Below are 17,976 nucleotides of genomic sequence, written 5' to 3'. Positions count from 1 at the left end.
GCCCGCCATGAATACGATCCGTACTCGTCCGTTCGCCGCTCCCCGCGCTCAGCGGGGCGCGGTGCTGTACGTCGCCCTGATCATGCTGATCCTGTTGGCGTTGCTCGGCATTACCGCGATGCAGGTGACCGGTTTGCAGGAACGCATGACCGGCAGCTACCGTTCGACCAACATGGCGTTCCAGAACGCCGAGGGACGTGCGCGCGGTAAGGAAAGTGACCTGAGGCGCCAAGTCCAGAGCGCGGGTACCGAGTCCATTGACCTGGATGAATCGGTTTGCACCACTGGCTTCGATCCCTCGGCTTGGGCCGAGAAGCTCAAGTACGCCAACCCGTTGCCGGCCAAGCTCAGCTATACCCGCCGCATCGACGAATGCGTTTCCGGCGGCGGCATCGGCATGGGCACCGCGCCGGTCAGCGAGAACACCAATCTGATCTTCCAGGTCACGGCCTACGCCGTGGACCGCGGCGCGAACCCGGGTTCGGACGCCGTCATCGACACCATTTTCGTGCCCTGAGGGTATCGCCATGACTTCCCCGCGCGTCTACATCGCCGTTCCGCTCGTGTTGGCCCTCGCCGGCACCGGCTACTGGCTCTACAACGCCAACGCCATTCAGGCCGGCGGTTCGCTGGCGCAGGTGCCGCTGAATTCCAGCGTCACCGTGCCGCCCGCGTTCGTCATGGCGGTCGACAACTCCGGTTCGATGACCTTCCAGACCCTGTTCCCGGGACAGGATGGCGCAGCCTTCTGGGACTACGGTTCCAGGGCCACCAATGGCTACTTCACCGGCACCGGCGCCAGTGCGCGTCTACGCGTCGCCAACGAGATCGAATACGCCAACGGTCAGCCGACCAATGGCGACATGAACGGGTACCACCACACCATTCCGTCCCGAGGGTATCGCATCGACGGCAATCGCCGGGCGATCGCGCCGATCGACAACTTCGGCTTCGCCCGTTCGCCGGACCTCAATCCCGCTTACTTCAATCCGCTGGTGACTTACTCGCCATGGAAGCGACCCAATGCTTCCAACGAGATCGTCGATTATCCGCAGGCGAGCGTCACGGCGACCCGGGTTGATCCCGACGACGGCGCTCGTACCATCAATCTGGCATCCAACTGGCGTTCCAACGCAACCCGCGAAGAGCATTTCCTGGTTCCGCAGGGTGCGATCCTGCCGCAAGGAACCGTGTATCAGACTTACGACGACGGCGGCTGCGGCGGACTGAGCGGCGGCGGTTGGAATACGTTGGGTTCCGCCCGGACCCTGACCACGGCCTGCGAGGTGGCGATCGAGTACTACCCCGCGACGGTCTACCTCAAGTCTGCTACGGCGGGAGCTGCATGGGGCTATACCGCGACGCCCACCACTGCTACGAACGCCTGCGGTAGCGGTTGCAATCTGTACAAATACGAAATCAAGTCGGCCAACTTCGCCGCAGGCGCGTACGCTCCGGCGATCCAGAACTTCGCCAATTGGTTCAGTTTCTACGGCAATCGCAACCGCGCGATGAAAGCCGCTCTGACCTTGTCGCTCGAGCGCACCGAGAAGATGCGCGTCGGCATGTTCACGATCAATCCGACCAGCTACACCGACGTAACGATGCGGGATATGTCCGTGGCGGCCGATAAGGCGGCGCTCTACAACGAGAAGCTGCTGACTCTGAACGCTTCTGGCGGCACCCCCAACCGCTTCGCCGTCGAGCACATCGGCAAGCAGTTCCTGCGCACCGACGCGGGTGCCCCGGTGAAGTTCGCCTGTCAGATCAACGCCGGCATGCTGTTCACCGACGGCTACAGCAACGGCGGCGGTCCCAATGTCGGCTCGCACGATGCGGACATGCCGGCGCCGCTCGCCGATGGGCACCCCAATACGCTGGCCGACACCGCCGCGCTGTATTACAAGACCACACTGCGTAGCGACCTGGGTTTGGGCAAGGTGCCTGTGCCGGAAGCCTGCAAGACCACGCCGAACGACCCCAAGCTGGATTGCCGCGCCGATCCGCATATGAATTTCTACGGCGTGACCCTGGGCGCGCGCGGCGACATCTACGGCGTTACCTACAATCCGGTCACCAATACGCCGGACCCTTACACGCCGGCTGGCTATCCGGCTTGGCGCGCTTTCCAGAACGATGCGCCCAGCACGGTCGACGAGATCTGGCACGCGACCATGAACGCGCGTGGCAAATACATCAACGCCTCGACGCCGGCCGACATCACCTCGGCGATGCGCGAGATCCTGGCCTCGGTCGGCGGCGGCGCGACCCCCTCGGGAACCATCGGCCTGACCGGCGCCCGCGTCGGCACGAACACCCTGTCGGTCGAGCCGATCTACGAGTCGGCCAACAACGGCACCGACTGGTTCAGCCGGCTTACCGCCTACACTGCGACCCATAACCCGGTCGCTGGCACCATCACGTTCGCCCAGAAATGGGAGGCGGCGTCCCAATTGACGGATGCGGGACGCGCGGTCCGGTTCGGCAAGACCACGGCCGGTAGCGTCAAGCCCACCGTAGGCGACTTCACCGCCACCGCACTGGGCTCGACCGACACTGCGGTGCTCGCGGCGCTGTGCAGCGATGCGTTGCAGAACTGTGCCGGTAAGTTCAACCGCATCGACGGCGGCGTCACCGGCGCCGAGGCGGTGGCCTACCTGCGCGGCAGCCGTGCTCACGACGGCGGCAAGCTGCGCAAGCGCACCACCTTGCTCGGCGACATCGTCAATTCGAGTCCCATTCTCTCGTCCAAGGGCGACGACTACGGTTATCGCGGCCTGCGCAGCGCCGACGGCGTGACCCCGGACGTGCTGAACTACGCCAACTACCTCGACAGCAAGCGCACCAGCCGCAAGACCTTCGTCTACGTCGGTGCGAACGACGGCATGTTCCACGCCTTCGATGGCGACACCGGCAAGGAGCAGTTCGCCTATATCCCGGCGACCTCGGTGGGTCATATGGGCAATCTGCTGTTCCCGTATCGCGCCGGCGACCGCAACGACCAAGTGTTCCAGCACCGCTACTATGTCGACGGCCAGGTCACGGTGTCCGACGCGCATAACGGTAGCGCTTGGAAGACTGTGCTCGCGGCCAGCGTCGGTGCCGGCGGGCGGGGCGTGTTCGCGCTCGACGTGACCGAGCAGTCGACATTGAACGTGCTGTGGGAGGTCAACGACCTGTCCGGCGATGCCAATGGGGCCAAGGACATCGGCAGCGTGCTGGGCAAGATCGCCATCGTTCCAGTCAAGGAAGCTGGCGGCGCGATCAAGTGGAAGGCGATCTTCGGCAACGGCTACGACAGCGTGAACGGCAAGGCCGTGCTGTTCCTGGTCGACGTCGCCGATGGCAAAGTCACCCGCATCACCGCTCAGGAAACCACCGGCACCCTGCCGACGCGGACCAAGAACGGTCTTGGCAACGTAGTGGTGATCGACCGTTACCAGGGCACCAGCACCACCCAGGTCCGCGACGGCTTCGCCGACACGGTCTATGCCGGCGACCTCAACGGCGCGGTGTGGAAGTTCGACCTGCGCGACAACAGCGTGGGATTCGGTGGCCAGCCGCTGTTCGTCGCTCGCTACAACGACAACTACAGCCTGCGCCAGCCGATCCTCGGCGGGTTGGAGGCGACCACGGTCGGCAACGACGTAATGGTCCTGTTCGGTACCGGCAGTTTCTCCTTCACCGACGACCCCGGCGACAAGGCGATGCAGAGCGTGTACGGCATCATCGACAGGGGCGCGGTGGTCGCCGGGCGCAACGAGCTGCAGCCCCAGTACATCAAGGAAGAACGCGATACCACCGGGGCCGTGCTGCGCTTCGTCACCGGCGATCGCCTGAACGCGACCAAGAAGGGTTGGTACATCAATCTGGGCGTGGATGCGGGGGCGAACGGCAACCCGGTCGCGACCGGCGAGCGCTTCATCGGCAAGCCTCGTCTGCAGAACGGCATCCTGTTCTTCCCGACCTACGACCCGAATAGCACCGACGGTTGTTCGACCGACGGTAACAACTGGCTGTATGGTCTGGATGCGCTCAGCGGCGCCGGCGGCATGTCGAATGCACGCATCGGCTCGGCCACGGGTAACCGCTTCGGCGAAGGGGTGGGCGCGGTCAAGCTCAAGCGCCAGGGCAGTGGCACCGGCACCGCGCCGGTCACGGAAGTAAGCGTGGCGGCGACCGGAGCATCCGACATCCTGCCTGTCACTGCGACCGACGAGGAGATCGCCAAGGCGGTCGCGGCCAAGTGCTCGGTGATGGTCCAGACTTCCGGCTCGCAGCCGATCTATCTGCCCAGGCCGTGCGGACGCCAGTCCTGGCGCCAGATTCGATAAACAGGAGCGGACATGAAGCAGCAGTTTGCGAAAGCGGCGGTACGCGTCCAGCGGGGTTTCACCTTGTTGGAACTCATGGTCGTCGTGGCCATCATCGGCATCCTGGTCGGCATCGCTGTGCCGACCTACCAGGACAGCGTGCGCAAGAGCCGTCGAGGCCAAGCCAAAGCGGACCTGGCCGAGGCCGCTCAGGCGATGGAGCGTTTCTATACGATGCGCAACACGTATGTGGGAGCGGATTTGGCCACCATCGGCGCGCCGACCAAGTCGCCTCAGGTCGGCGATACCGCCCATTACACGATCTCGTTGAACGGGGCGCCCACCGCGAGCACGTTCAGCTTGCAGGCGGTGCCGAGCGCCAGCACCGGCCAAAGCAAGGACAAATGCGGCACGCTGGGCATCACCAACACCGGGGTGAAAACACCGAACGACGCTTCACTGAAGGAGTGTTGGAACCTCAACTGATCCGCGATCGGTGAACGAAGGCCCGCTCCCTGAGCGGGCCTTCGCGTTAAGAGGGTCGACTTCACGGCCCGGTCTCACCCGCTGCGACCGACTTGGCTAAACTGGACGACTCGCAACGCTCGGGTCGCACGATGGACGACAGTCAGCAGTCCCCCGGTTTCCAGCTGGTCGCGCCTTATTCGCCCGCGGGCGATCAGCCGCAGGCCATCGAGCGCCTGATCCAGGGGTTCGACAACGGCCTGGCCCAGCAGACCCTGCTCGGCGTGACCGGCTCGGGCAAGACCTATACGGTCGCCAACGTGATCCAGGCGGTGCAGAAGCCGACCCTGGTCATGGCCCCGAACAAGACCCTCGCCGCGCAGCTGTACGGCGAGTTCAAGGCGTTCTTTCCGCACAACGCGGTCGAGTACTTCGTCAGCTACTACGATTACTACCAGCCCGAGGCCTACGTGCCCTCGAGCGACACCTTCATCGAGAAGGACAGCTCGGTCAACGAGCACATCGAGCAGATGCGCCTGTCGGCGACCAAGGCCCTGCTCGAGCGGCGCGACGCGATCATCGTCTGCACCGTGTCGGCGATCTACGGCCTCGGCGACCCGAACGAATACTTCCGCATGGTCCTGCACATGGTCCGTGGCGAGCGTATCGACCAGCGCGAGCTGATCCGTCGCCTCACCGAAATGCAGTACACCCGCAACGACACCGAGCTGCGCCGTGCGACCTACCGCGTGCGCGGCGAGGTCATCGACGTGCACCCGGCCGAAAGCGACTCGGAGGCCCTGCGGGTCGAGCTGTTCGACGGCGAGATCGAGAACCTGACCCTGTTCGACCCGCTGACCGGCGAAACCTTGAGCAAGGTCCCGCGGTACACGATCTATCCCGGCTCGCATTACGTGACGACGCGGCGCACGGTGCTCGATGCGATCGAAACGATCAAGGACGAGCTGCGCGAACGGCTGGAGCTGCTCTACGCCCAGAACCGGTTGGTCGAAGCCCAGCGCTTGGCCCAGCGCACCCAGTTCGACCTGGAGATGCTGGCCGAGGTCGGCTATTGCAACGGCATCGAGAACTACTCGCGGCACTTGAGCGGGCACATGCCGGGCGAACCGCCGCCGTGCCTGTTCGATTATCTGCCGCCGGACGCCCTGCTGGTCATCGACGAATCCCACGTGACCATTCCGCAGATCGGCGCCATGTACAAAGGCGACCGCTCGCGCAAGGAAACCCTGGTCGAATTCGGTTTCCGCCTGCCGTCGGCGCTCGACAACCGGCCCTTGAAGTTCGAAGAGTGGGAAGGCCGCTCGCCGCGCTCGATTTTCGTCTCGGCGACACCGGGGCCGTACGAGCTGCGCAAGTCGGAAGGGCAGGTGACCGAACTGGTCGTGCGCCCGACCGGCTTGATCGATCCCCAGGTCGAGATCCGCCCGGTCGCGACCCAGGTCGACGACGTGCTCGGCGAGATTCGCGAGCGGGTCGCGATGGGCGACCGCGTGCTGATCACCACCCTGACCAAGCGCATGTCGGAGAACCTCACCGAGTATCTCGCCGAGCACGGGGTCAAGGTGCGCTACCTGCATTCGGATATCGACACCGTCGAGCGCGTCGAGATCATCCGCGACCTGCGCCTGGGCAAGTTCGACGTGCTGGTCGGCATCAACCTGCTGCGCGAGGGCTTGGACATGCCCGAGGTATCGCTGGTAGCGATCCTCGACGCCGACAAGGAAGGCTTCCTGCGTTCGGCCGGTTCGCTGATCCAGACCATCGGCCGCGCCGCGCGCAACCTGCGCGGCAAGGCGATCCTGTACGCCGATCGCGTCACCAACTCGATGCAGAAGGCGATCGAGGAGACCGACCGCCGTCGCCACAAGCAGGTCGAGTACAACACCGAGCACGGCATCACCCCCAAGTCGGTCAGCAAGACCATCGTCGACGTCATGGAAGGCGCGCGCGTCGATCCGGACGGCCTCAAAGCCCGCGGCAAGGGGCGCAAGGTCGCCGACGAGGCCGCCGATTACGCCGCGCTCAGCCCGTCCCAGTTCGCCGCCCGGATCAAGGCCCTGGAGCAGCAGATGTACCAGCACGCCCGCGATCTGGAGTTCGAGGAGGCCGCGGCGGTGCGCGACCAGTTGCGCCGGCTCAAGGACGCGGGGTTCGCCGCCTGACACGGCGAGTTTTCGGGCCGGCCGAGGCGGTCGCCGATGCCGGTGTCGCCGAGATGTAAAAAACGGTTGTCCGCCGTCTCGCGCTGGGCTACACTGCGCGCCCCTCGCCGGGGAGTTTGCAGCAGGTTTCAGGCAAGACGGCGACGGGCGGTTAGCTCAGCGGTAGAGCACTACCTTGACATGGTAGGGGTCACAGGTTCGAACCCTGTACCGCCCACCAATTCGGTGACGAAAGGCCCGGCGCAAGCCGGGCCTTTCTGTTTTCCGGCGGCGGAGTTCTGGGTCGGCGCGGAGGCTGCGCGCATTGACTTGTCCTCACTCGTCCCCAACTATTACGGTCATCACGCGGCATCCGATCGCGTGCCGAACCCGAGGTGGCCCGCGCGAACCGCCGGCCTAGCGTGCGACATGGACACTACCCGCGCCCATCGCTGAATCGCCCGAGGCCCCGCAGATGCAGGCGCCTTCGTGGCGCTTTTTTCTTGCCGCCGGCTTGTCGGCGTCTCCATCGGCGTTTTCGCCGGCGCTGCCCGAGCCGGGTTTGCCCGTCGGGCGATTCGACCGGTTTCGCCGCTCCCCGCTGTTTGTTTCGCACCGACTCCCGATTCCGGGTCGCTGCCGCCGCCGCAGATCCGCCCTCGCAAGGGGCGCTGCCGGCCGGGGCGGTCACTCACCAACGCTCGAGCCTACGAAGACCCCGCCATGATCGCCATTACGCTCCCCGACGGCAGCCGCCGCGAATTCGAACATCCCGTGTCCGTCATGGACGTCGCCGCCTCGATCGGCGCCGGCCTGGCCAAGGCCACCGTGGCCGGCGAGGTCGACGGCAAGTTGGTCGACGCCAGCGACCGCATCGATCACGACGCCAAGCTGCGCATCATCACCCCCAAGGACCCCGAAGGCGTCGAGATCATCCGCCATTCCTGCGCCCACCTGGTCGGGCACGCGGTCAAGCAGTTGTACCCGACCGCCAAGATGGTGATCGGCCCGGTCATCGACGAAGGCTTCTATTACGACATCTGGTACGAGCGCCCGTTCACGCCCGAGGACCTGGCCGCGATCGAGCAGCGCATGGTCCAGCTGATCGACAAGGACTACGACGTGATCAAGAAGGTCACGCCGCGCGAGGAGGTCATCTCGGTGTTCCAGTCGCGCGGCGAGGACTACAAGCTGCGGCTGGTCGAGGACATGCCCGACGAGCAGGCGATGGGCCTGTACTACCACGAGGAATACGTCGACATGTGCCGCGGCCCGCACGTGCCGAACACGCGTTTCCTCAAGGCCTTCAAGCTCACCCGCATCTCCGGCGCGTACTGGCGCGGCGACTCCAAGAACGAGCAGCTGCAGCGCGTCTACGGCACCGCCTGGGCCGACAAGAAGCAGCTGGCGGCGTATATCCAGCGCATCGAGGAAGCCGAAAAGCGCGACCACCGCCGCATCGGCAAGCAGCAGGACCTGTTCCACCTGCAGGAAGAGGCGCCGGGCCTGGTGTTCTGGCACCCGAAGGGCTGGTCGATCTGGCAGGTCGTCGAGCAGTACATGCGCCGCGTCTACCGCGACAGCGGCTACGGCGAAGTGCGTTGCCCGCAGATCCTCGACGTGTCGCTGTGGCAGAAGTCCGGCCACTGGGACAACTACAAGGAGAACATGTTCTTCACCGAGTCGGAGAAGCGCACCTACGCGGTCAAGCCGATGAACTGCCCGGGCCACGTCCAGGTGTTCAACCAGGGCCTGCACAGCTACCGCGACCTGCCGATCCGCTACGGCGAGTTCGGCTCCTGCCATCGCAACGAGCCCTCCGGCGCGCTGCACGGCATCCTGCGCGTGCGCGGCTTCACCCAGGACGACGGCCACGTGTTCTGCCTGGAAGACCAGATCGAGTCCGAGGTCACCGCGTTCCACCGCCAGGCCCTGGCGGTGTACGGCGATTTCGGCTTCGAGGACATCCAGATCAAGATCGCCCTGCGCCCGGACTCGCGCCTGGGCGACGACGCCACCTGGGACAAGGCCGAGGCGGCCCTGCGCAGCGCCCTGGGCGCCTGCGGGGTCGAATGGCAGGAACTGCCGGGCGAGGGCGCCTTCTACGGCCCCAAGATCGAGTATCACCTCAAGGACGCGATCGGCCGGACCTGGCAGCTGGGCACGATGCAGGTCGACTTCATGATGCCGGGCCGGCTGGGCGCGGAATACGTCGACGAGAACAGCCAGCGCCGCACCCCGGTCATGCTGCACCGGGCCATCGTCGGTTCGATGGAGCGTTTCATCGGCATCCTGATCGAGCACCACGCCGGCCAGTTCCCGGCCTGGCTGGCCCCGGTTCAGGCCACCGTGATGAACATCACCGACGCCCAGGCCGATTATGTGGACGAAGTCCGGAAACTCCTTGCAAATCAAGGGTTCCGGGTCCAGTCCGATTTGCGGAACGAAAAGATCGGCTATAAGATTCGCGAGCACACGCTGCAGCGCGTGCCGTACCTGCTTGTGGCCGGCGACCGCGAGAAGGACAATGGCATGATTGCGGTGCGTACGCGGGGTGGGGAGGACCTGGGGACGATGACCGTCGCCGAGTTCGCTTCGCGTTTGAACGGCGAGAACGTCGGCTAACCGCGCGCAGCTCGTACAGATCCCGTCCCGGTCCGAGCCCGGGACGGCCCGATGCGCAAACAGCGTATCCACTTTGGAGATTGCAACAATCAGTACCCCCGAGAAGCCGAATCGTAAGAACAACGAGATCCGCGTACCGCGCGTACGCGTGATCGGCAGCGATGGCGAAATGATCGGCGTGCTTACGCGCGACGAAGCCTTGCGCATGGCCGAGGACGAGGCGCTGGATCTTGTCGAGATTCAGCCGAATGCCGATCCGCCGGTCTGCCGCATCATGGACTTCGGCAAGTACAAGTTCGAACTGCAGAAGAAGGCCAATGCGGCCAAAAAGAAGCAGAAGCAGGTCGAAATCAAGGAACTCAAGTTCCGTCCGGTGACCGACGAAGGCGACTACCAGATCAAGCTGCGCAACATGCGCCGTTTTCTGGAAGAGGGCGACAAGGTCAAGGTCAACATCCGTTTCCGTGGCCGCGAGATGAGCCATCAGGAACTCGGTCGCGAGATGGCGGCCCGGATCGAGGCCGACCTGGGCGAGGACATCGTCGTCGAGTCGCGTCCGCGACTGGAAGGGCGGCAGATGGTCATGATGATCGCGCCGAAGAAAAAGCAGTAAGCCTGCACAGGGCCGCGAAAGCGGCCCTTCTTCGTAGCGCCGCGAACCGGCGCTGCGAACCGTGTCGATCGCCCCCGCACAGCGGCTGCGGCGCTCGCCGCACGACGGCCTGCATCGACGGCCGCATCGAAGATCGGGCCGCGGGCCGGCGCGGAGGTTTCGCGCATTCGGCTCTGGTCGGGCCCCGTCCCGGCCCTGTGGCCAGGCATCGCCGGCCTGCCGGCGCGGCCGCGAACCAAGCCTCGTAAGCCGCTGATTTGCGTAAGCTTCCGGCCTCGCGCATACTATGCGGCCCGGTTCGCCGGGGTTGTTGTATGCAGCATCACGGACCTGTCGTAGATTCGTTTCAGATCAACGACTTACAAGCCGGCAAGGGCAGGACGGAAAGAGTGGCCAGCGCATTGCGCGCATCGGTGCCACCGCCCAGGCCAGTGACATAAACCTCCGAAAGGACATCGCAATGCCCAAGATCAAGACCAATCGGGCGGCAGCCAAGCGCTTCCGGAAGACCGCTTCCGGCAAGTACAAGTGCGGCCACGCCAACAAGAGCCACATCCTCACCAAGAAAGCGACCAAGCGTAAGCGCAACCTGCGGCAGACGAACCACGTTCGTGCCGAGGACGCTGGCCGTCTGGACCGCATGCTTCCGTATTTGTGAGGAGAATAGAAAATGGCACGAGTTAAGCGTGGTGTAACGGCACGAGCCCGTCACAAGAAAATCCTGAAGCAGGCCAAGGGCTACTACAACGCCCGCCGCAAGGTCTTCCGCGTCGCCAAGCAGGCGGTTACGAAGGCTCTGCAGTACGCCTACATCGGTCGTAAGCAGAAGAAGCGCAATTTCCGTTCGCTGTGGATCACCCGCATCAATGCGGCGGCCCGCATCAACGGCTTGAGCTACAGCCGTTTCATCAACGGCATGCTGAAGGCCGGCATCACCCTCGACCGTAAGGTGCTGGCGGACATCGCCGTGCACGACGCGAAGGGTTTTGCGGCGCTGGCCGAAAAGGCGAAGAGCGCGCTCGCGGCGTAACCTGCTTCATTCCCCGTCCGAGCCGAGTGCCGATGCACGAGGTTCGCGGCGTGGGCACAAGGTTAAGGCATGGGGAAGGGCGCAAGTCCTTCCCCATTGTCGTTTCTGGGCCCCGTTCCCAGGCCCTGCTTTCGGATCCATCGTCGGATTCCGCGGCGGGTTTCCGGCGGGGTCGTTCGATCCGGCCGCTGCCGCGGTTTGTTCGCGGCAACGGCAGGCTGCAGTACCGCTCGTCGCTCGGTCAAAGCCGAATCCATCCGTTCTTGCGGTCGCCGCGCTTCGGTTCCCGACAGCGCCACCGCCAGCGGGGTCCGGTTGTTCGCCGCAGCGACGGTCCGAGGACGATGCCCGGCGACATCCGCGTCGGGCGCTAAGAGATTGGAAAGGCGATGAGTGGAATCGAAGCACTGACCCGACAGGCGCTGGACGAGATCGCCGCGGCGGCGTCTTCCGATGCGATCGAAGCGCTGCGCGTTTCGCTGCTCGGCAAGTCCGGCAGCGTCACCGCCCAGCTCAAGCAGCTCGGCACCCTGCCGGCCGAAGAACGCAAGGCTGCCGGCGAAGCGATCAACAAGGCGCGCGACGCGCTGACCGCCGCGTTAGGCGAGCGCAAGATCGCGCTCGACGATGCCGCGCTGGATGCGCGGCTGGCGTCGGAAACCATCGACGTGACCCTGCCCGGCGTCGACGCCGCGCGCGGCGGCCTGCACCCGGTCAGCCGCACCATGGAGCGCATGGCGGACATCTTCGGCCGCCTGGGCTTCGAGCTCGCCGACGGCCCCGAGATCGAGGACGACTGGCACAACTTCGAAGCGCTGAATTTCCCGCCGCACCATCCCGCGCGGGCGATGCACGACACCTTCTATTTCGCACCCGACGAGGCCGGCGTCGCGCGCCTGTTGCGCACCCATACCTCGGGCATGCAGGTGCGCTACATGCTGCAGAACAAACCGCCGCTGCGCATGATCGCGCTCGGCAAGGTGTATCGCAGCGACAGCGACCAGACCCACACGCCGATGTTCCACCAGTGCGAAGGCCTGTTGATCGACGAGCACTCCAGCTTCGCCGACCTCAAGGGCACCCTGGCCGAATTCGTGCGCGCGTTTTTCGAGCGCGATTTCGAGATGCGCTTCCGCCCGAGCTATTTCCCCTTCACCGAGCCCTCGGCCGAAGTCGACATCGCCTGGCAGCAGCCCGACGGCAGCACCCGCTGGCTGGAAGTGCTGGGCTGCGGCATGGTCCATCCGAACGTGCTGCGCAATGTCGGCATCGACCCGGAGCGCTACACCGGCTATGCCTTCGGCATGGGCGTGGAGCGCCTGACCATGCTGCGCTACGGCGTCGACGACCTGCGCAGTTTCTTCGAGAACGATGTCAGGTTTCTCAAGCAGTTTGCTTGAGAAACCGGGATTCGGGATTGGGGATTTGGGATTCGAAAAGCCGATCCCTCCCGCCCGAGCCCCAGCTCCTGATTTTCCGAATCTCGAATCCCCAATCTCAAATCCCGGCCTCCCATGAAATTCTCCGAAAACTGGCTGCGCCAGCATGTGCCGACCACCGCCACGCGTGAGCAGCTCGCTGCGACGTTGACCGCGATCGGCCTCGAAGTCGAAGAAGTCGTCGCCCTGGGCGAATCGCTGGACGGCGTGGTCGTCGCCCGCATCGTCAGCGCCGAGAAGCATCCCGAAGCCGACCGCCTGCAGGTCTGCCAGGTCGATACCGGCCACGGCACCGTGCAGATCGTCTGCGGCGCGCCCAATGCGCGCGCCGGCCTGATCGCGCCCTTGGCCACGGTGGGCGCCTCGCTGCCCGGCGGCCTGGCGATCAAAGCGGCCAAGCTGCGCGGCGTCGAGTCCTTCGGCATGTTGTGTTCGGCCAAGGAGCTCGGTGTCGACCCGGATGCTTCGGGCCTGCTCGAACTGCCGTCCGACGCCCCGGTCGGCACGCCGCTGGCGCATTACCTCGCGCTGCCCGATGCCAGCATCGAGATCAAGCTGACCCCGAACCGCGCCGACTGCTTCAGCGTGCGCGGCATCGCTTACGACGTCGCCGCGGCCACCAGCAGTGCGGTGAGCCTGCTGGAGATCGCGCCGATCGAGCCCGCCATCGCCGCGAGCCTGCAGGTCGAGCTCGACGCCGGCGCCGACGTGCCGCGCTATTGCGGCCGCGTGATCGAAGGCCTCGACGCGACCACGCCGACCCCGGTGTGGATGGCCGAGCGCCTGCGCCGCAGCGGCGTGCGTCCGGTCTCGCTGCTGGTCGACGTCACCCAGTACGTGATGCTCGAAATCGGCCAGCCCATGCACGCCTTCGACCGCGACACCCTGCAGGGGCCGGTCGGCGTGCGCCATGCGCGCGCCGGCGAGACCACCCAGTTGCTCAACGGCCAGACCGTGAGCCTCGACGAGTCGTTCCTGGCGATCACCGACGGCAGCGGCGACGCGCAGCGCGTGATCGCCCTCGGCGGCATCATGGGCGGCTTCGACAGCCGGGTCACCGATGCGACCCGCAACGTGTTCCTGGAGGCCGCGCATTTCGCCCCGGCCGCGATCATCGGCCGCGGCCGCAAGCTCGGCCTGCACACCGATGCCGGCCACCGTTTCGAGCGCGGCGTCGATCCCGAGTTGCCGCGCATCGCCATCGAGTACGCGACCCGTCTGATCCTCGACATCGCCGGAGGCACCCCGGGGCCGCTGAGCGAGTCGGCGTTGCCGGAGCATCTGCCGCATCCGCAACCGGTCAGGCTGCGACGCGCGCGCCTGGCGCGTGTGCTCGGCCTGACCGTCGCCGACGCCGAAGTCGAGCGCATCCTCGGTGCGCTCGGCCTGACCGTCGAAGCCAGCGACGACGGCTGGCGGGTGACACCGCCGAGCCGACGTTTCGATATCGCGATCGAGGAAGACCTGATCGAGGAAATCGCCCGCATCCACGGTTACGACCGGATCCCGACCACCTTGCCGGCCGGTTCCGCGCGCCTGGTCGCTCCGAGCGAGACCCGCGTCGATGCCGCGACCGTGCGCCGCCAGTTGGCTGCGCGCGAGTATCTGGAAGCGGTCAACTACGCCTTCGTCGACGCCGCCTGGCTGGCGCTGTGGCAGGCCGGCGAGGGCGCGGTGCCGCTGGCCAACCCGCTCAGCGCCGAACTCGGCGTGATGCGCACCCTGCTGCTGCCGGGGCTGGTCGCGGCCCTGGCCCGCAACGCCTCGCGCCAGCAGGCGCGCGTGCGCCTGTTCGAGCTCGGCAACGTGTTCCGCGCCAACCCTGCGGCCGCGCCGCTCGAGACCCAGCGCATCGCCGCGGCGGTCTGCGGCGACGTCCAGGCTGAGCAATGGGGTGCCTCCGCGCGTCCGGTCGGTTTCCACGACCTGCGCGGCGACCTCGACAGCCTGGCCGCCGCCGCCGGTGCGCGCCTGGACTACCGTCCGTCGCAACAGGCCTGGGCCCATCCGGGCCGCTCGGCCGATGTCTACCGGGTCGAGGGCGGCGTCGAGCGCCGCCTGGGCTGGATCGGCCAGCTGCATCCGCGTCTGCTCAAGGCGCTGGACCTCGACCAGGACGTGGTCGCGTTCGAGCTGGACCTGGCGCCGCTGGTCGAGCGCGCCATCCCCAGGGCCGCGGCGTTGTCCAAGTACCCTTCGGTGCGCCGCGATCGGGCCTTCATCGTCGCCGAATCGGTTGCGTGGTCGGCCATCCAGGCCACCGTTCAGGCGGCCGCCGGCCCCAGCCTGCGCGAGCTGGTCCTGTTCGACCGCTACCAGGGCAAGGGCGTGGAAACCGGATTCAAGAGTCTCGCTATGGGCTTGATTCTGCAGGATGAATCGCGCACCCTGACCGATCGGGATGTGGACGCGGTCGTGGCCGAAGTGACGGCAGCGGTGGAACGCGAACACGGCGCCCGGTTGCGCACGTGAGTACTCGCGAGGCGTGTGGCGATTGCGGCCCCGGTCCCAGCCCGGGCGTCGCGCAGAGGACAAAATGGCACTAACGAAAGCGGAAATGGCGGAGCGGTTGTTCGACGAAGTCGGGCTGAACAAGCGCGAGGCCAAGGAGTTCGTCGACGCATTCTTCGATGCGTTGCGCGAGGCTCTGGAGCAGGGACGGCAGGTCAAGCTGTCGGGCTTCGGCAATTTCGATCTGCGCCGCAAGAACCAGCGGCCCGGTCGCAACCCGAAGACCGGCGAGGAGATCCCGATTTCGGCGCGTACGGTGGTGACCTTCCGTCCGGGCCAGAAACTGAAGGAACGCGTCGAAGCGTACAGCGGAGGCGAGCATGCTTGACCCGGGCAGTAACCGAGAACTTCCGCCGATCCCGGCGAAGCGCTACTTCACCATCGGCGAAGTCAGCGAGCTGTGCGACGTCAAGCCGCACGTGCTGCGTTACTGGGAGACCGAGTTTCCCACGCTCAATCCGGTCAAGCGCCGCGGCAACCGCCGCTACTACCAGCGCCACGAGGTGCTGATGGTGCGCCAGATCCGCGGCCTGCTGTACGAGCAGGGCTATACGATCGGCGGCGCGCGCCTGCGCCTGGAAGGCGACTCGGCGAAGGACGAATCGGCGCTGAGCTCGCAGATCGTCAAGCAAGTGCGTATGGAGCTGGAAGAAGTCCTGCAACTGCTGCGCCGCTGAAGGGCCGCCGGGATTCGGGCATCGGGAGTGGGGGATCGGACGCGGCACCGCAGTCCATCGATTCTCCACTCCCGATTCCCCATTGCCGGCGGCAACGGCTATACTTGCCGCCCGTTCGCAAGAGCGGATTTCGCGAGAACGGATTTCGCGGGAAAAGATCTAGCAACACGTCGGGGCGTAGCGCAGCCTGGTAGCGCATCTGCCTGGGGGGCAGAGGGTCGTCGGTTCAAATCCGGCCGTCCCGACCATTTATCGTTGCGATTCAGCAGTTTGGGTGTGAGTGAATTTCGCCTCCACCCTATTTCCACCCTATCCCCACCCTAACGTTCGAGCACGAGACCGACGTCGACCTCGGTCCACGGTTGTTCGTGGTCTTCGAGATAGACACGCGTCATGTCCACGTCTGAGTGGGCAAGCAGTGCCTGCACTTGCTCCTCGCTCCAGCCGCGTTGCTGGCGCAGCAGCGCCGCGCCGAGGCTGCGAATTTCGTGGAAGCTCGGCGCGTGCTTGCCCTTGACGCCGACCATGTCGCGCGCTTCCTGGAACCCGCGCGTGATTTGATCGGGCATAAGCTGGGTGTGGTGCTCGCGCCCCTCGGCGCGCTTCTGCTTAGCCGTCGTGCGTTCCGGCAGCTTGTGCACGATGAATGGCGACAGCACGTTGTCGCGTGCGCGCGCCACCAGCTCATCGCCGGATTTGCCGAGGCGGATTTTCAGTCGCACGCCGGTCGAGCCTTCAGTCTTGCCGGGCACGATCCACAGGAAGCCGTCGCGGTACTCGGCGAACTTGGCGTATGACACATCCTCGCGGCGCAGAAGGGTAAGCAGCGACAAGTCCATCGCGACTTGCAGCCATGCCGGCGCGACATTCCAGACCTTGGTGTAAAGCTCGTACGTGAGTCGCTGGCGCTGGCGCTTGTGGTCGTAGCGGCGCGTTACCAATGCCGGGTTGTTCTCGAGCCAACCCTCCTCGACACCGCAGGTCAAAATCCAGCCCAGTACGAGCCGGAACTGTTGCCGCGATCGCGTTGACTCGGTCACCGTCCGAATGAAGCTCGCGCAGTCCTGCACGGTCAGCGTCGCGAGGTCGCGATCGCCGAAGCCGTTCTTGATCCGGTTGATGACGCTGTTGTAGTTCTCAGCGGTCTTCGGCGCCCAGTTCCGGGCCGGCATATCGTCGGTCTTGAACACGACGATCGCGTCGGCAACCGTCTTCCCTGGATCCAAGACCCGCGCGGCCAGGTCGGCCCCCTGGACTAACAGGGCGTTGAGCTTCCGCGCGGCGGCGAAGGCCTTGGCCTTGTCCTTCCCCATCCAGGTCTCTTTCTTCGTCACCGGGTGCCGGTACTTGAACCCGTCCCGGTTCGGGTAGAGGTTGTCCGGCCAGCCGGCCCGGCTCTTGGATCTGGCGCGTCCCATCATGTCAGGCTACCCCCTGCAGTACCCGCTCGACGAGGGCGTCGCCGTCCGCTAGCCAGGCGTGTTCGTCGACGTACCAAGTCCCGCCGACCTTGCGGCCGGGAACCTGCCCGGTCGCGAGCCAGCGCCGCAGCGTGGCTTCTGACGGCTGGCTTGCGTCATCGAAATACCGCTCGGCCCAGTCCTTCGGGGCGATCAATTTCATGGGGTTACGCCCAGGTTGAGGAGGTCGATCGCGTCGACGTCGTTGCGGAGTTCCCATCGCGCGCGCCGCAGGCCCTCGGCGATCTGGCTACGGCTGTCGGTGTGCTTGGCCTCGACGATGGCCGGGATGATGCGGCGCGTGGTCTCGGAGCGGCGGAACAGGCGCCAATGCGTGCGGCCGCGGTCAGGGTCAGGCAACCGCGACCAGGCGAAGCGCCGGCCCTTTGCCGGCTCGCGCCGGTCCGTGGTGTGCCGGGTCTTCATGTGGACCGCCTTTGTCGCCGCGCAGCCTGACGCGCGCGCCAAGGCCGCAACCGACGGCACCGTTCCTCGGCCTCTCGGCTGCACTGGCCGTTGCGGCAGTCGTTGTGACCAGGGCCGCCGGGATCGCCGTAGTCGTACTCACCGCAGCGGGTGCAGCGGTAAACGGCCTGGCTGCACGCATCCGCATCGTGGGGGCACCGGCGGCCGCCATCGGTATCCCAGTCGTGGGCGGCATCGCAGTAGTTGCCGCCGGCC

General features: G+C 65.8%; 15 protein-coding genes and 2 tRNA genes. 14 read left to right on the top strand and 3 right to left on the bottom strand.

The window, feature by feature from the left end:
• Positions 1-7 precede the first annotated feature (7 nt).
• The 14 genes from LC490_RS19000 (at position 8) to LC490_RS18935 (ending at position 16,083) form a co-directional block, all read left to right on the top strand.
• Positions 8-517 (top strand): PilX N-terminal domain-containing pilus assembly protein, encoded by a 510-nt coding sequence (locus LC490_RS19000; protein ID WP_223621223.1) that lies wholly within the window; start codon positions 8-10, stop codon positions 515-517.
• A 10-nt stretch (positions 518-527) separates the two neighbouring features.
• A complete protein-coding gene (locus LC490_RS18995) occupies positions 528-4,334 on the top strand; it encodes a PilC/PilY family type IV pilus protein (RefSeq protein WP_223621222.1) in 3,807 nt (1,268 codons plus the stop codon).
• A gap of 12 nt (positions 4,335-4,346) precedes the next feature.
• Entirely contained in the window at positions 4,347-4,799 is a 453-nt protein-coding gene (locus LC490_RS18990; RefSeq protein ID WP_223621221.1) for a type IV pilin protein, read from the top strand.
• 131 nt (positions 4,800-4,930) lie between these two features.
• On the top strand, positions 4,931-6,961 hold the full coding sequence (uvrB, locus tag LC490_RS18985) for an excinuclease ABC subunit UvrB (RefSeq protein WP_223621220.1): 2,031 nt from the start codon (positions 4,931-4,933) through the stop codon (positions 6,959-6,961).
• 145 nt (positions 6,962-7,106) lie between these two features.
• Positions 7,107-7,181 (top strand) — tRNA-Val (locus LC490_RS18980).
• Between the two features lie 482 nt (positions 7,182-7,663).
• Positions 7,664-9,565 carry a threonine--tRNA ligase gene (gene thrS, locus LC490_RS18975; RefSeq protein ID WP_223621219.1) on the top strand — a complete coding sequence of 634 codons (1,902 nt, stop codon included), beginning with the start codon at positions 7,664-7,666 and terminating at the stop codon, positions 9,563-9,565.
• Between the two features lie 88 nt (positions 9,566-9,653).
• A complete protein-coding gene (infC, locus tag LC490_RS18970; protein ID WP_223621266.1) occupies positions 9,654-10,178 on the top strand; it encodes a translation initiation factor IF-3 in 525 nt (174 codons plus the stop codon).
• Between the two features lie 460 nt (positions 10,179-10,638).
• A complete protein-coding gene (gene rpmI / locus LC490_RS18965) occupies positions 10,639-10,836 on the top strand; it encodes a 50S ribosomal protein L35 (RefSeq protein WP_027083463.1) in 198 nt (65 codons plus the stop codon).
• Positions 10,837-10,848: 12 nt separating this feature from the next.
• A complete protein-coding gene (gene rplT / locus LC490_RS18960) occupies positions 10,849-11,208 on the top strand; it encodes a 50S ribosomal protein L20 (RefSeq protein WP_031370386.1) in 360 nt (119 codons plus the stop codon).
• A 389-nt stretch (positions 11,209-11,597) separates the two neighbouring features.
• A complete protein-coding gene (gene pheS / locus LC490_RS18955) occupies positions 11,598-12,608 on the top strand; it encodes a phenylalanine--tRNA ligase subunit alpha (RefSeq protein WP_031370385.1) in 1,011 nt (336 codons plus the stop codon).
• A 114-nt stretch (positions 12,609-12,722) separates the two neighbouring features.
• Complete coding sequence (gene pheT, locus LC490_RS18950; protein WP_223621218.1) at positions 12,723-15,119, top strand: phenylalanine--tRNA ligase subunit beta; 2,397 nt, start codon at positions 12,723-12,725, stop codon at positions 15,117-15,119.
• Positions 15,120-15,183: 64 nt separating this feature from the next.
• Positions 15,184-15,486 carry an integration host factor subunit alpha gene (locus LC490_RS18945; protein ID WP_031370383.1) on the top strand — a complete coding sequence of 101 codons (303 nt, stop codon included), beginning with the start codon at positions 15,184-15,186 and terminating at the stop codon, positions 15,484-15,486.
• Positions 15,479-15,835, top strand: coding sequence for a MerR family transcriptional regulator (locus LC490_RS18940; RefSeq protein WP_031370382.1), 357 nt, complete (start codon positions 15,479-15,481; stop codon positions 15,833-15,835). The genes LC490_RS18945 and LC490_RS18940 overlap by 8 nt, the downstream gene beginning before the upstream one ends.
• A gap of 171 nt (positions 15,836-16,006) precedes the next feature.
• A tRNA-Pro gene (locus LC490_RS18935) sits at positions 16,007-16,083 on the top strand.
• Positions 16,084-16,155: 72 nt separating this feature from the next.
• Here the strand turns inward: LC490_RS18935 and LC490_RS18930 are convergent.
• Genes LC490_RS18930 through LC490_RS18920 form a run of 3 tightly spaced genes read right to left on the bottom strand, consistent with a single transcriptional unit; the run spans position 16,156 to position 17,721 of the window.
• Entirely contained in the window at positions 16,156-17,256 is a 1,101-nt protein-coding gene (locus tag LC490_RS18930; protein ID WP_223621217.1) for a tyrosine-type recombinase/integrase, read from the bottom strand.
• A gap of 1 nt (position 17,257) precedes the next feature.
• Complete coding sequence (locus LC490_RS18925) at positions 17,258-17,458, bottom strand: helix-turn-helix domain-containing protein (RefSeq protein ID WP_223621216.1); 201 nt, start codon at positions 17,456-17,458, stop codon at positions 17,258-17,260.
• A complete protein-coding gene (locus tag LC490_RS18920) occupies positions 17,455-17,721 on the bottom strand; it encodes a hypothetical protein (protein ID WP_223621215.1) in 267 nt (88 codons plus the stop codon). Before LC490_RS18920 ends, LC490_RS18925 begins: the two co-directional genes overlap by 4 nt.
• Positions 17,722-17,976 lie beyond the last annotated feature (255 nt).

Source organism: Lysobacter sp. ESA13C (genome assembly GCF_019970005.1).
In the GTDB taxonomy this organism is placed as follows: domain Bacteria; phylum Pseudomonadota; class Gammaproteobacteria; order Xanthomonadales; family Xanthomonadaceae; genus Lysobacter; species Lysobacter antibioticus_B.
Note: the sequence above shows the minus strand (reverse complement) of the source record. Positions and strands in the feature narration are given on the sequence as shown.